Origin of the sequence: Nocardioides sp. NPDC006303 (assembly GCF_040613175.1) — a bacterium.
In the GTDB taxonomy this organism is placed as follows: Bacteria; Actinomycetota; Actinomycetes; order Propionibacteriales; family Nocardioidaceae; genus Nocardioides.
Window position 1 is genome coordinate 16291 of record NZ_JBEXRR010000031.1, and the last position, 14593, is coordinate 30883.

Annotated in this window: 12 protein-coding genes; 3 read left to right on the top strand and 9 right to left on the bottom strand. The window is 70.2% G+C overall.

What is annotated here, in order from left to right; translation table 11 throughout:
* Positions 1-89 precede the first annotated feature (89 nt).
* Genes ABZY89_RS21025 through ABZY89_RS21040 form a run of 4 tightly spaced genes read right to left on the bottom strand, consistent with a single transcriptional unit; the run spans position 90 to position 4952 of the window.
* Positions 90-464: a universal stress protein gene (locus ABZY89_RS21025; protein ID WP_355230305.1), complete on the bottom strand. Its 375-nt coding sequence runs from the start codon at positions 462-464 to the stop codon at positions 90-92.
* Positions 465-510: 46 nt separating this feature from the next.
* On the bottom strand, positions 511-2574 hold the full coding sequence (locus ABZY89_RS21030; RefSeq protein WP_355230307.1) for a tripartite tricarboxylate transporter permease: 2064 nt from the start codon (positions 2572-2574) through the stop codon (positions 511-513).
* Between the two features lie 10 nt (positions 2575-2584).
* Complete coding sequence (locus tag ABZY89_RS21035; protein WP_355230309.1) at positions 2585-3784, bottom strand: hypothetical protein; 1200 nt, start codon at positions 3782-3784, stop codon at positions 2585-2587.
* 58 nt (positions 3785-3842) lie between these two features.
* Positions 3843-4952 (bottom strand): PrpF domain-containing protein, encoded by a 1110-nt coding sequence (locus tag ABZY89_RS21040; protein WP_355230311.1) that lies wholly within the window; start codon positions 4950-4952, stop codon positions 3843-3845.
* Positions 4953-5164: 212 nt separating this feature from the next.
* On the opposite strand from ABZY89_RS21040, the gene ABZY89_RS21045 reads away from it, so the two are divergent.
* Positions 5165-6067, top strand: coding sequence for a LysR family transcriptional regulator (locus tag ABZY89_RS21045; protein ID WP_355230313.1), 903 nt, complete (start codon positions 5165-5167; stop codon positions 6065-6067).
* On the opposite strand, the gene ABZY89_RS21050 is transcribed toward ABZY89_RS21045, so the two are convergent.
* Positions 6068-6991: a LysR family transcriptional regulator gene (locus ABZY89_RS21050; protein ID WP_355230315.1), complete on the bottom strand. Its 924-nt coding sequence runs from the start codon at positions 6989-6991 to the stop codon at positions 6068-6070.
* 84 nt (positions 6992-7075) lie between these two features.
* Between ABZY89_RS21050 and ABZY89_RS21055 the strand changes: the two genes are divergently transcribed.
* Positions 7076-8284, top strand: a complete 1209-nt coding sequence (locus ABZY89_RS21055) for an MFS transporter (protein WP_355230317.1) — start codon at positions 7076-7078, stop codon at positions 8282-8284.
* Here ABZY89_RS21055 and ABZY89_RS21060 read toward each other — a convergent pair whose 3' ends face one another.
* The 3 genes from ABZY89_RS21060 to ABZY89_RS21070 are packed head-to-tail and all read right to left on the bottom strand — an operon-like array spanning position 8285 to position 12455.
* The gene (locus ABZY89_RS21060; protein WP_355230319.1) at positions 8285-9409 is read right to left on the bottom strand and encodes a serine hydrolase; all 1125 of its coding nucleotides are present in this window, start codon (positions 9407-9409) and stop codon (positions 8285-8287) included. It abuts the gene before it with no gap.
* A complete protein-coding gene (locus ABZY89_RS21065; protein ID WP_355230320.1) occupies positions 9406-10989 on the bottom strand; it encodes an amidohydrolase family protein in 1584 nt (527 codons plus the stop codon). The genes ABZY89_RS21060 and ABZY89_RS21065 overlap by 4 nt, the downstream gene beginning before the upstream one ends.
* Positions 10986-12455, bottom strand: a complete 1470-nt coding sequence (locus tag ABZY89_RS21070; protein ID WP_355230322.1) for an APC family permease — start codon at positions 12453-12455, stop codon at positions 10986-10988. Before ABZY89_RS21070 ends, ABZY89_RS21065 begins: the two co-directional genes overlap by 4 nt.
* Before the next feature lie 87 nt (positions 12456-12542).
* Here ABZY89_RS21070 and ABZY89_RS21075 point away from each other — a divergent pair, with 87 nt between their 5' ends.
* On the top strand, positions 12543-13187 hold the full coding sequence (locus tag ABZY89_RS21075; protein WP_355230324.1) for a TetR/AcrR family transcriptional regulator C-terminal domain-containing protein: 645 nt from the start codon (positions 12543-12545) through the stop codon (positions 13185-13187).
* Between the two features lie 16 nt (positions 13188-13203).
* Here the strand turns inward: ABZY89_RS21075 and ABZY89_RS21080 are convergent, their stop codons facing one another.
* The gene (locus ABZY89_RS21080) at positions 13204-14541 is read right to left on the bottom strand and encodes an MFS transporter (RefSeq protein WP_355230326.1); all 1338 of its coding nucleotides are present in this window, start codon (positions 14539-14541) and stop codon (positions 13204-13206) included.
* Positions 14542-14593: the final 52 nt, after the last annotated feature.

Below are 14593 nucleotides of genomic sequence, written 5' to 3' on the forward strand. Positions count from 1 at the left end.
CAACTCCACCAGCGGCGTCGTCTCAGATCATCGCGAGCAGGACTGAACCAGGAATCATCCATTTGGCTGATGCCGCGGCACCGGGCGGCTCAGGTAGCAGCCACGGAAGGCTTGACCGCGAGCACCGGGCAGGTGGCGTCGAGCAGGATCCGCTGGGCGGTGCTGCCGAAGACCAGCTTTCCGACCGGCGTCCGCGCGCGCAGGCCCAGGACGACCAGGCGCGCGTCGAGCCGTTGGGAGACCTGGATGACGGTGTCGCTGGGGTCGCCCAGGTCTCCGCGCTCGACCTCGACCCGGCCGGCGAGCTCCGGCCACCGGCCTTCGATCTCCTCGACGTCGGGGACCCGCTCGTCGCGCACGGCGGGCACGATGACCACGGCCTCTCCCTCTCGGGACTCGGCGACCGCGGCCGTGACGGCGGCGTGTCCGGGCGGGGTGTCGGCGTACGCGACGACGATGGTCATCGGCGTTCCTTTCGGTGGTGCGTGGACGGGCGAGAGGTCGGCGCGGTCACTGCAGCAGTCCCATCGGCAGGTCGACCGGAAGCAGCGACGGCAGGGCCAGCAGCACGGCACCCAGGACGAGGGTGTAGATGATCGCCGTACGCGGCCGGGTGCGGGCTGCGTACAGGAGGAACACCGGGGTGAACACCAGGGTCGCCGCCAGGTAGCCGCCGAGCATGACGAGGACCAGGAACGCGGCCATCGCGACAAAGGTGCGCATGGCGATCACCAGGTCGTGACGCCGAGCCAGGGCTCGGGCGTCGACCGCGTGGTCCGCACGGGTGGCGACCATAGTCGCACCGGAGCCACCCGTCGGCTCGAGGCTGTCATCGACCGTGTCGCGCCGGGTGACCTGCCGCCTCGCGCGCAGCTCCTGCCAGGTCAGGATGAGTGCCGCAGCCAGACCACCGACGGCCACGAGTCGCGGCATCAACGCGGCCTCTGCGGAGAACGACCCACTCACCCACAGCGCGCCCGCGAAGACCAGCACCGCGACGACGGCGACAGCGAGGGACCAGGGCGTACGGGCCAGCGAACCCTCGAGCTCGTCGCCGTCCTTGTCATCGCTCTCGTGCTCGTCCCGGTGGCCGTCGTCGGCAGCCCCAGAGGCTCGCCGGAGCCTCTTGATCAGGGACCACGCCAGGGGCACGATCAGCAGCGCGGCGAAGACGAGCACGCCGGGTCGCGCGACCCAGGATGCGCCGTCGTACAGGCTGGCGGTCAGGTAGTAGTAGCGCTCCATCGGGATGGCCAGGACGAAGCCGATCAGGAACGGAGCCCGCGGCATCCCGGTGGCCTTGAGGAAGAAGCCGACCACGCCGAGCGCGACCATCACCCACAGGTCGCCGATCTGGCCACCCTCCTGGAACGCGCCCAGGAGCATCACCACGAGGAGGCCGGGCCCGAGCACGGCGAAGGGCACCTTGGTGAGCTTGGCGAGCGAGCCGGTGGCCAGGAAGCAGAGGAACGCTCCGGCGACCGAGGCGATCGCGAACGCCCACACGATCAGGTACATGAGGTCGAGATGGTCGGTGACGATCGCCGGCCCCGGCTGGATGCCGTACGTCAGCAGCATCCCGAGCAGCATCGCCGACGGCACGCCGCCGGGGATGCCGAAGAGGAAGGTGGGGATCAGGTCGCCGGCCTCGACGGAGTTGTTGGCGCTCTCCGGACCGACGATGCCACGGGGGTCGCCCTTGCCGAACTTCCGCTTGTCCTTGGCGGTCGCCACTGCCTGCCCGTAGGCGAGCCAGGTGCCGGCGGTGGCGCCGACGCCGGGCAGCACACCGGCCCAGATGCCGATCAGCGCGCCTCGGATGACATGAGTCCAGTGGGTCAGCCACTCGCGGATGCCGGATCCCCAGCCGCCGGTGAGCTCCACCGGCTTCTCGGTGACTCGTCGCTGACCGACCCGGCTGGCGATCTCGGCCAGCCCGAACACACCCAGCGCGACCGCGACCAGGGAGATGCCGTCGCTGAGGAACAGCGACCCGAAGGAGAACCGCTCCTCGGCGGTCGTGGGCGAGGTGCCGACGAGACCGAGCAGGAGTCCGAGCAGGCCGGCGGTCAGGCCCTTGACGACGTTGCCGCGCGAGAGCACGGCCGCGAGCGAGACCCCGAGGATGGTCAGCATGAAGAGCTCCGGGCTGCCGAAGGACAGCACCAGGGGCCGGGCCAGCGGGATCGCGAGGGTGAGTCCGACCGCCCCGATCAGGCCGCCGGCCATCGAGGAGAGGAAGGCGAGCGACAGGGCGCGTTTGGCCTGTCCCTGTCGCGCCATCGAGTAGCCGTCGAGCATCGTCACGCTGGCCGAGGCGGAGCCGGGCGCGCCGAGCAGGACGGCGGCGACCGTGTCCGAGGTGTGCACCACGGCCAGTGCTCCGATGAGCATCGCGAGTGCGGGTTCGGGTTCCATGCCGAACGTGACCGGTAGGAGGATCGCCACCGCGCCGGTGCCGCCGAGCCCCGGGATCAGGCCGATCACCAGACCGGCCACCACGCCGACGGCGAGCATCATGAGGAGCGAGGGGTCGGCCAGGGAGGCCAGGGCAGAGAAGGCTGCGTCGGTCATGTGTCTGCCCTCAGTCGATCGTGATGTCGTAGTCGGTCTCGAGCAGCTCGAGGACGTCCTGGCGGACGCTCTCGTCCACCTGGTACGCCTCGCCGATCCGGTCGGGGAGGTCGGGTGAGGCGTCGAGCGGATAGCCACCGAGCACCTCGGCGGCGGACTTCTGGAACGCGGGATCGCCGCCCATGTCGTCGGCCGTCGAGCGCAGCAGCTCGACCGCCTCGTCCGGTGTGTCCTCGGGCACCCAGAGCGCCTTCTGGTAGGTGTAGGTCAGCGCCAGGATGGCGCGGTAGGTCTCCAGCGCGTCGGGGTCCGGCTGCTTGCCGTGGAGCTTCTCGTACGCCTCGACGACGGTCGGCAGGTCCGGGAAGTTGGGATCGCGCACGATCTCGCCGTCCTCGTTCACCTGCCCGAGCGAGAAGAGCGGCACCGCGGTGCCGTCCTCGACGAGCGGCTCGACCGCGGGCTCGTACGACGAGGTCGTCTGGTAGTCGATGTCGACCTCGTCGCGCTGGAGCGCGAGGTTGACCGGGCCGCGGCCCTCGAAGCCGAAGGTCGAGTCGATGTCGGCGGAGAGCAGGTCGAAGGCCAGCATGGTCGTGAGGTCGAGGCTGGTCGCCGCGATGCCCCCGAAGATGAGCGGCTCGTCCCGGTCGACGAGGTCCTCGATGCCGTCCACCCCGGCTCCGGTCCGGGCGTAGACCACCGCGCCGGTGCCGTTGGCCAGGACGGGCCGCAGCTTGTTGAAGTCGTAGCGCACCGCCGGCATGTCGAGGAGGTACGGCACCACCGTCGAGGCGGTGCTGACCAGCACCTCGGTGCCGTCGGTCTTCGCCGAGGTCATGAAGTGGTTGGTGCCCAGGATCCCCTCGCCGCCGTCGTCGTTGACCGGAGCCAGGCCCGGCGAGCCGGGCACCGCCTCGGTCAGCTCGGCTCCGACGAACCGGGCCCAGGTGTCCGTGCCACCACCCTCGGCCAGCGGGATCATCATCGCGACGGTCTCACCCGAGTAGTCGCCGTCGGCCGTGGAGGCGGCCGGGTTCAGGAAGTCCCCGCCCAGGACGGAGACGCCCACCGCCAACGCGGTGAAGCCGGCGAGGACGGCTCCGGCGAGTCGTGGGGTCGGCGCAGCTCGCTCCGGCGGGTCCTGCGTCGGGCCGGCATCCTCGTCTGCGGTCGTGGCCACGTCCTCTTCTTCGACGTGCTGGGTCATGGGTTCCTCCAGGTGTAGCGAGCCTCACACGGGCATCCCGTGTCAAGGGGTCGGATGGTCAAGCCGAGGCGGACGGCAGGAGCGGCGGGTCCGGCAGCACGACGGATCCGTGGGCGAGACGGCGGTAGGTGCGTACGACGCCGACGACGGGGACGCCGTTGTGCTCCTCGGCGAAGGTGCTCACGCTGCCCGCGGGAGTTCCGAGCCGCAGGCCGTTAGCGGGCCGCCCCTCCGGGACGAGGTCGTGAACCACCGTCCCGGGGGCGTCGGCGGCCAGCGTCAGCGCCACCGAGCCGGTCACCGGCACGGCAGGATGGAAGCGCCCCATCGACAGCATGCGCACGGTCAGGTCGGTGCGCTCCTCGTTCGCCGGATCGGGAGCGGAGACGAGCGCGAGCTTCGGTACGGCCCGGGCGACGGCATCCGGCGTCGGGGCGAGCCCCATCAGGACTCCGGCTTCTCGACGTACGGCATCGAGGCGGGCCAGGAGGCCGGGCACCAGGTCGAGCTCGGCGATGTCCTCCTCGCCGCGCACACCGAAGTCGGCGGCGTTGGCCGCGACGACCGGCGCGCCCGCGTCGATGAGCGTGACGGTCACACCGCCCACGGCCTCCGGCAGGACATCGCGCTGATGCCCCGTCGGGAAGAGCCGTCCGGTGCTCCGGCCCGCCGGGTCGACGAAGCCCATCCGCACCGGCGCGCCGAGGAAGGGAACGCCGGGGATGGCCTCGGACGCGTCCTCGTCGAGTACGCCTCCGGGGGTCGGCACGCGCTGCACGATGAGCTGGTCGGTGTTGGTGTTGAGGACCCGGACGGCCGTCTCCGGCGTGCCGGTCTGCACCCATCCTTCGCGGATCGCGAACGAAGCGACCACCGCGGAGCAGTTGCCGCAGTTGCTCCCCCAGTCGACCTTGGCCTCCTCGATGCCGACCTGGGCGAACGTGTACTCCACATCCACCCCGGACGTCGCCGAGGGCGCCAGGATGACCGCCTTGCTCGTGGTGGACGTACCGCCGCCGACGCCATCGACCTGGCGATGGTCAGGGCTGCCGTAGATCCGCAGCAGCACCTCGTCGACGGACAGGTCCGGGACCTGCAGGTCGTCGCGACGGAAGACCCAGCACTTGCTGGTGCCACCCCGCATCCAAGTCGCGGCGATCTCGCGCATATTGCCTCCTGAGCCGAGTCGTCCGGGCGTTCCGGACGCCCTCAGACTGGAGCCGGGTGACGTGTAGCACAATCACGAATCTGCACACGACCATGAAGTAGAACTGCACGCTCAACTCGGGCGTCTGCGCCGATCGAGGACGGCACGCGGGTGAAGCAGCGCTGCATGCCCCTTCATGGCCATGTAGCGCGACTTCATGCAGACTGGGGGCCGTGCTCGACATCAAACGGCTGCAGATCCTGTTGGCGATCGTGGAGGAAGGGTCAGTGACCAGCGCTGCCACCGCACTGGGCTACACACCGTCCGCGATCTCGCAGCAGCTCCTGAGGCTCGAGCGCGAGGCCGGGCAGCCCCTCCTCGACCGCCACGCCCGGGGCATGACCCCGACCGACGCGGGCCTGGTGCTCGCCACCCACGCGCGCAAGGTCCTGCGCCAGCTCGCGGCTGCCGAGTCGGACCTCGCCGACATCGCCGGCGTACGCCGCGGCAGCGTCACCCTCGGGACCTTCCCCACCATCGGCAGCTCGTTCCTGCCCCTGGCCGTCCGCCGCTACCGCGAGCTCTACCCCAACATCGCGCTGACGATCCACAGCGGCCGCGAGGACGATCTCGTGCGCATGCTGGAGGAGGGCAAGGTCGCCATGTCCCTGCTGTGGGACTACGCCTGGGAGCGGGTCGACAACGACGAGCTGGTCCTGACCGAGCTCTTCACCGACCCCACCGTGCTCCTCGTCGGCGCCACCCACCGCCTGGCCCGGCGGCGTACTGTCCGAATGGCCGACCTCGCCGACGAGCCCTGGATCATCCGTGCGGGAGGACACCCGGTCGTCGAGGTGCTGCAGCGGAGCGCCGTCGCCGCGGGTTTCAACCCGACCATCGCGTTCCAGGCCAACGACTACCAGGAGGCACAGGCCATGGTCAGCGTCGGACTGGGCATCGCGCTCGCCCCCAGAACAGCCACCGTCAACCAGCACCCCGACGTACGCGTCATCTCCCTGGGCGACACCGCTCCCCCGCGGCGCGTCCTCGTCGCCCAACGGACGGGTCGGGTCCGAAGCGCCGCCGAGCTCGCCCTGCACGACGTGCTCGTGGAGACCGCGTCGACCTACTCCTGATCAGCCGCCCAGGGGCCGTAAACCGATCTCGGTCAGTCGCCGACCCCGCCGCCGGAGCAGATCCTGGAAGGCGGCGGCGAGGGTCGACGGAGGGCGGTCGAGCCAGCAGGCACCGATGTGACGTACGGCCTCCGGGTTCGTCAGCGGCACCTCGACGCAGCCCGCGGCGCCGTGCGGGTCGCGGGGTGCCAAGCTCACGCCGAGGCCGGCCGAGACGAGCCCCCGAAGGGTGGCGAGGTCGTCGCCCTCGAAGCCGATCGTCGGCGTGACGCCGCTGGCCTGAGCGAGACCCTCGAGCAGCGTACGCATCCCATAGCCGCGCTTCATGCAGATGAACGTCTCCGCGCCGGCCTCCTCGAAGCTCACCCGGACGCGTGTGGCCAAGCGGTGGCCGGGCGGTACGACCAGGACCAGAGGCTCGGTGTGCAGCCGCCGCTGGCGCATGCCGGAGCGCTCCTCGAGCGGTGAGATCAGCGCGACCTCGGCGGTGCCGTCGGTGACCGCCTCCAGGCACCGCGGACGGGAGGTCTGGATCAGGTCGACCGAGGTGCCCGGATGCTCCTGCAGGAACGCCTTGACCAGCGCCGGTACGACCCGCTCGCCGAGCGTGCTCTGGAACGCGAGGGCGATCCGTCCGCGGGCGCCTGACTCCTGGGCCTGGACCGCCTCGATGCCCGCCGTGGCCGCCGCGACCGCGGCGGCGGCGTGCGGGGCGAGCGCCTCCCCCGCCCTGGTGAGCCGCAGACCACGCCCGTGTCGCTCGACCACGTCGACGCCGAGCTCTCGACCGAGGCGCGCGAGCATGCGGCTCACCGTGGGCTGCGGCATCTGCAGAAGATCGGCGGCAGCGAGCGTCTGCCCCGTCTCGGCCAAGGCGGCGAGGGCAGGAAGCATCGGCAGGACGTTTCGTGCGGCGGCATCCACACCCACAATCGTATGCGAATCCGCATTATTCATGCATCACTGATGCATTGGACGCACGGTTTCGAGATCCTTAGCGTGACGAGGATGAGCGTTCAGGCTGCGACCGAACCGGGACATCGACGCGTGCTGGTCGCGCTGGTCGCGATCGGGATGACGACGTTCGTGCAGCTCTACTACCCCCAGGCGCTGATCCCGGCGATCAGCCGCGACTTCGCGGTCGGTGCCTCGCAGGCCGCCCTGACTGTCTCCGGGGCGACGATCGGGCTCGCCGTCGCCGCGCTCGGCTGGTCGTGGGTCGCCGACCGGATCGGCCGCGCCAGGGCGATGACGATCGCCATCGTCGCCGCTGCGGCCATCGGCCTGACCCTCCCGCTCGTGACCTCATTCCCTGTCCTCGTCCTCCTCCGCATCGCCCAGGGCATCGCCTTGGGCGGCACCCCCGCGCTCGCTCTCGCCTACCTCAGCGAGCAGGTCAGCCGACGCGACGCGATGGCCGCGGGCGCGACGTACATCTCCGGTACGGTCGTCGGCGGCCTGGTCGGACGGCTGATCGCCGCGCCGATCGCCGACGTGAGCGACTGGCGCGTGGCGGCGCTCGTGGCCGGAGTCGTCAGCGCGCTCGGCGCCGCCGTCGCGGTCACCACCCTGCCGTGCGAGGGCCCCCGCACAGCGAAGCTACGGCCGCGGCCCATCGGCGTGTGGCCCGGGATGGTCGCCAACCTCACCAACCCCGGCCAGCTCGCCCTCTATGCGCAGGCGTTCTTCCTGATGGGCGCGCAGGTGGCGGTCTTCAACTACCTCGGCTACCGACTCGAGCTTGAGCCGTTCGACCTGCCACCAGCGCTGACCGCGGTGATCTTCCTGTCCAGCCTCTCCGGCGCCGTCTCGGCCCGGCTCGCAGCCACGCTCGCCGGACGCTTCGGCCGCAGACGCGTACTTCTCGCCTCATCACTGACCATGGTCGCCGGAGCCGCGCTGACGATCCCCGATCGACTGCCGACCGTGCTGATCGGACTGCTGCTGTTCACGACGGCCTACTTCTCGGCACACTCGATCGCATCCGGCTGGGTGGGCCCGATGGCGACCAGCGGGATCGCGCAGGCCACCTCGCTCTACACGCTGTTCTACTACGCCGGCTCCAGCCTCTTCGGCTGGCTCGGCGGCCTCGCCTTCGCGGCCGGCTGGACCGGCACCGCGAGCATGGTCATCGCGATCACCCTGGTCGCCTTCGCCGCCGCCCGCGCACTCCTGCCCCAGTCCCCGAAGCAGGCTCTAGGTCGCCAGGCATCCTAGTCAGCCCCAGCATGTCAGGCGCTGCGCCATCTCGCGGAACGCGGTGAGGTCTGCCTGGGACCTCTCGTCGTCGACCGGCAGCGGCCAGCTCGACAGCTTCACACCGACGAAGTCCCGGGCCCGGTCGACGTAGACCATCTGACCGTGGATGCCCAGGCACAGCACGACGTCACCACCCGCGGCCGGAGACCAGAAGTGGCCGCGGTAGCTGCCACCGCGTAGGCCGTAGTCGTGTTCGGCGTCCGCGAAGGCCGACGCCGAGTCGGCACCACCGCGGAACAGGTCGTCGATCCACGCGGCAGGCACGACCTGCGCACCCGTGAGCGACCGGCCACCCGAGGCGACCAGAGCGCCGAGCCGGGCGAGGTCGCGCAGCGTGGCACAGATGCCGCCGTCGAACATGGCGGTGCCGGCGCCGTCGACGGTGACGAAGGCGTCGTGCTCGGCTCCGATCCTCGACCAGAGCAGGTCCGAGGCCAGCTCGGCGAAGGGAACGCCCCCGGCTGCCACCTCGCAGACCAGGCCGAGGGCGTCGGTGATGGCGCTGCTGTACGCGAAGGCACCACCGTGTGGGCGATCGCTGCGCAGCTCGGCCAGGAACGCGCGCAGGCTCGCGGGCGACGATGGGCCACGTACGGCCCAACCGACCGCCTCGTCGAGGCGGCGCACCTCGGATGTCGGGTCGAGGTAGTCCTCCGAGAAGTGGATACCGACACGCATGTCGAGCAGGTGGCGAACCGTCGCCCCGGTCCAGCCCGAACCGGCCAGGTCGGGGAGGTACGACGTCACGAGCCGGTTCACGTCGAGGCGGCCGTCGCCTACGAGGATGCCCGCCACGAGGCCGACGATCGACTTGCTCACGGACATGAGCAGGTGTCGTGTGTCTGGGCCCATCGTGCCGGCGTACTCCTCGGCCACTACCGCCCCGCGGTGGACGACGAGCCAGGCGTCGGTGTCCTGTGCCTGCACGGTGAGGGCGGGCTGGTCGAGGTCGCATGGCGGTAGGGGCGCGGCAGCCCCCTCTCCCCGGGCGATCACCGCCGCCGGGAAGAGGTCATCCATGTGCTGGAAGGCCCAGCGCAGCTGCGGATGGGTCTGCCAGTCGGCGACAGTGACCTCCGTCATCGGTCGTCCATGCGATGGGTGATCCGTCCGCCGGAGACGGTGAGCCGGATCGGTGCGGTCGCGAGCTCGTCGGCCGGTGCCGCGACCGGGTCCACGACGAACGCGGTGAGGTCGGCCCGGTGCCCGACGGCGATCCTTCCGCTGGTGGCCTCGGTGCCGTCGGCCAGCGCCGCGTGGGTGGTCATCCCTTCGAGGGACATCAGCCCGGTGAGGGCCTGGTCGGGCGTGACCGGCTCGTCGCCGGACCCCGGTCTGCGGCGCAGCTGTGCGAAGGCGAGCACGTCGCGGGCATCGTAGGACGCGATCGGCCAGTCCGAGCCCAGCACCAGCGTGCCGCCTGCGTCGCGTACGTCCCGGCAGGGCCAGGCGCGCGCGGCCCGCTCAGGACCCAGCCGGGTCGACCACTCATCGGTGTGGTCGGCCCGGGCGTAGCCGGTGTGCGAGGGCTGCATCGAGGCGACGAGTCCCGCGCCGACGACCCGTCGCACCTCCGCCAGCGGCAGCGTCTCGAGGTGCTCCACCCGGTGTCGGACACCGCGGGTGTCCACGTCGGCCAGGGAGTCGACGACGTGGCGCACGCCGGCGTCGCCGATGGCGTGGGTCGCCGTCTGGACCCGGTCGGAGGCGAAGTGCCGGACCGCACGGGTGTAGGAGGCTGGATCGCGCCAGAACGCGTCGACCCCCTGCCCGTGGCAGTCGGCGTGGCCGAGCCAGGCGGTGCCGCCCTCGACGGTTCCGTCGATGAAGAACTTCACGCCGCCCACGGCCCAGCGCCGGCCACGGCGCCGTTGGAGAGCATCGAGAGCCGCGAGGTCGCTTTCCGGCATGCACCACGGCATCACCCGCAGCCGAACCGGCAGCTCGGCGGCCGCCTCGACAGCGGCGAGCACGTCGAGCGCATCGCCCTCGGCGTCCATCATCACCCCGCCCGTGAGCCCGGTCGCAGCCATGCCGTCCAGCACCTCGAGGAGCCGCTTGTGGAGCTCGGCCTGCTCCATCGGTGGGATGAGGTCGCGCACGGTCTCCATCGCGGCGTGCTCCAGCAGCAGCCCGGTCGGCCGGCCCGCGTCGTCACACACGATCTTGGCGCGCTGCTCGAACCGGCGAGGTCCGGTGACACCGGCTCGGCGCAGCGCCTCGTCGCTGGCCAGCGACGAGTGGCCGTCGTACAGGACGATGACGACCGCGGCTCCCGGGAGCACCTCCTCCAGCATCCTGTTGGTGATCGGGGCACCACCGAAGACGTTGTGATCGAGGCCGAAGCCCGTCACCCAACCGTCCCTGCCGGGCGCGGCACCCGCGAGCGCGGTACGCAGGTCGTCGAGGTCCCGGCAGCCGGAGAGGTCGGCGCCGGCGAAGGCGGTCACCCCCAGCAGGGCATGCAGGTGCCCGTCGACCAGGCCGGGCGTCACTGTGGCGCCGGCGAGGTCGACGACCTCGGTCGTGGCGCTCCGCAAAGCCAGGGCGTCGTCGTCGAGCCCGACGATCCGGTCCCCGCGGATCGCGACGGCACGGGCCATGGGACGAGCCGGGTCGAGGGTACGGACGGTGGCCCCGACGATGAGCAGGTCGGCACTCACGACGCCGCCACCTCCGGGGTGCTGTCGCACGTCGCGGCGACGCCGTCGAAGACGTCGCGGCGGTTGCGGCGCAGCCACACCGCCCATACCACGCCCAGGGCACAGGTGACGGGGATGGTGAGCAGCAGCACCTGGTTCACCAGACCGGTGCTTCCGGTCAGGAAGGAGATGTTCTTCGCGGACAGCACGATCGCGAACAGCATCAGGCCGGCGGAGACGACCGGCGCGACGATGGTGCGCCAGGCTCCTTCCCCTGTGGCCCGCTTGCGGAAGTAGGCGACGACCGAGATCGCGGCGGCGACCTGCAGCAGCAGGATCCCGAAGATGCCGGGGGTGTTCACCCAGATCAGCAGCTGGGTGTAGGGGTCGGCCTTCGCGATCGCAAAGCCTCCGACGATGGCCAGCGCCAGCGCGGTCTGCAGCAGTCCGGCGACGTATGGCGCCCGAGTTCTCGGATGCACTTTCGTCAGGACCGCGGGTAGCAGACCCTCTGCGGCGATGGCCAGCGCGTAGCGGGTCACCGCGTTGTGGAAGGCGACCAGGCTCGCGACCACGCTGGTGGCGATGAGCAAGTGCATGGCCGTGGTGAACCAGGTGCCGAGGTAGGTTTCGCCGGCGACGAAGAACATGCCGACGCCGTTCGTGGTGGCCGCCTCGACCGCTCCCGCGGCACCGAATGCCTGGACGATGCTCCACACGATGAACGCGTACGTGCCCGCGAGGACCGCGACGGCGAGGTAGGTCGCCCGCGGGATGGTGCGGCGCGGGTCGCGGGTCTCGCGACGGTAGATCACGGTGGCCTCGAAGCCCATGAAGGCGGCGAAGGCGGTCGGCAGGATGACCGTCATCGGCGGCACGAACACGTTGTCCGGTGCGAACGAGTCGAGGCCGAGCCCTTCGCTGCTGCCGCCTTGGACAAGGATCGCGATAGCGAGCACCAGCAGCAGACCCGTCTCCGCAGTGAGCAGCACCGCGAGGAACTTGGCGCCGAAGTCGACGCTGCGGAAGCCGACGTACCAGACGATGACCACGCAGACGATGGCGTAGACCCACCACGGCTGATCTATCCCGAACACCTCGGCGAAGGTGCTCTGGATGGCGACGCCGGCGAGACCGTAGACGCCGATCTGGAGCGCGTTGTAGGAGACCAGCGCCACGAGTGCGGAGACGACACCGGCCGTACGACCGAGCCCGACCGCGATGTAGGAGTAGAAGGCGCCGGCATTGTCGATGTGCCGCGACATCGTCGTGAAGCCGACGGCGAAGATGGCGAGCGATACACCCGCGAAGATGTACGCCGCCGGCGCCCCGATGCCGCCGATCATCAGCGCGAGCGGCGCGACGCCGACCATCACCATCAGTGGTGCGGCGGCCGAGACAACGATGAATACGAGATCACTGGTGCCGAGAGCGTCGCGCTTGAGGCCGGGCGATGACCCGGTTGTGTCGGTGGTCGTGGTGGGCATGGGGCGGTCTCCTTATTAATCGAAACCGATTAGATTTAGGTTGTGCGGTAGCGTACGACTCCTGAGCCTCAATTGGAAGGGTTTCTCGTGACCCAGATCACCCAGCGCCGCGCTGGCCGCCCTCGTAAGGCGCTGCTGGACCGCGACCGGATCGGCGCCACGGCGCTCGAGCTGGTCGACGAGACCGGCGACTTCACCCTTCCCGAGCTGGCCCGACGGCTCGGAGTGCAGACCGCCTCGCTGTACCACCACGTCGAGGGCCGCACCGGTGTCGTCGAGCTGCTGCGCGAGCAGGTGAGCGCCGAGATGGACACCTCCACGCTCGACCACGGCCCGTGGAACGTCGCCGTATCGGGCTTCTTCCGCTCCTACCGCGCCGTCTTCGCCGCCCACCCGCGCGTCGTGCCACTTCTCACGACGACGACCATCCGGTCGCCGCAGGTGCTTGCTGCGTACGACCGGATGGTCGTGCTCCTCGAAGAGGTCGGCTTCCCGGTCGACCACGCCATGGAGGTGCTGACGGCGGTGGAGAGCTTCGTGATCGGCTCTGCTCTCGACCTTGCCGCGCCCGACGTCATGTGGGAGATCCCCGAAGGAGTGGAGGTCCCTCGTCTCGCCGAGGCTCTGGCCTCGCAGCGTGACGCCGTTCACCGGGCAGAGGCAGCCTTCGAGTGTGGTCTCCGGATGATGTTGGCTGGGGTGGCCGCCGAGATCGGGTCTACGACGGCCTGACCCCAGGGTCTCCTGTTCAGTCCTGCCCGACGGTGGCCAGGTCTGTCTCCCGGGTCTCCTTCGCGATCAGGGAGGCGACGAGGGAGACCGCGCCCATGGCGGCGAGATAGGCCGCGATCGCGTAGCCGGTGCCGAACTTCTGATAGAGCGCGATCGCGATGATGGGAGCGAGCGAGCCGGCGAGGACCGAGGCCAGGTTGTAGGCCAACGAGACGCCGGAGTAGCGCACCTCGGTCGGAAACAGTTCGGAGAAGAAGGCGCCGATCACCGCGCTGAAGGCGGCGAAGATCAGCAGACCTCCGGCGACGGCCAGCACGATCAGGGCCGTGTTCTTCGTGTCCAGCAGGACGAAGAAGACGAAGGACCACACGATCGTCGCCACGGACGCGGCGAGATAGATCGGCCGTCGCCCGATCCGGTCGGCGAGCACCGCGATCAAGGGGATCGCCACAACCGCGACGCCTTGGCCGATCAGCACGGCCGTCAGTGCCACCGACTGGTCGAGGTGGATCATCTTGGTGACGTACGTGATCACGAACAGGGAGTAGATGTAGAAGCCGGCGTTCTCGCCGAAGCGGGTCGCAGCGGCCAGCAGCACCATCCGCCAGTGCTTGCGGATGACGATGCCCACGGGCAGGCCCTTGGGCTGGGGATGGGCCTGCTTCTGTGCCTGCTCGAAGAGCGGGGTCTCAGCGACGTAGAGACGCAGCCAGAGACCGATGAGGACGAGCAGCGCCGAGAGGCCGAAGGCGATTCGCCAGCCCCACGACAGGAAGTCCGCCTCGGAGAGCATGCTGTTGAGGGCGAGGAGCACGCCTGCTGCCGCGAGGTTGCCGAGCGGCGGGCCGATGTTCGGCCAGGAGGCGTAGAAGGCCCTCCGCTTCTCGTCGCCGTGCTCGGAGACGAGAAGCACGGCACCGCCCCACTCGCCGCCGAGCGCGAAGCCCTGCACCAGCCGCAGGACGACGAGCAGGATCGGCGCGCCGATCCCGATCGTCGCGTAGCTCGGCAGGAAGGCGATCAGGAAGGTGGATCCGCCCATCAGCAGGAGGCTCGCGATCAGCGTGGCGCGGCGTCCGTGCCGGTCGCCGAAGTGACCGAGGACGATGGCGCCGATCGGACGCGCCAGGAAGCCCACGGCGTACGTCGCGAAAGCCAGGATCGTGCCGACGAGCGGGTCGGACGCCGGGAAGAACAGGGTGTTGAAGACCAGCGCCGAGGCGGTCCCGTAGAGGAAGAAGTCGTACCACTCGACGGCTGTGCCGGCGAGGCTCGAGCCGGCGACGACCGGGAGGCTGGTGTGCGACGTTCGCTGAGTCTGCTTGCTAGGTTGATCGAGGGTTGTTCTGGACATGGGTCTCTCCTGAAGGGTGCGTGTCCGGTGACCTCGCCTCGGGGGCTGTTGC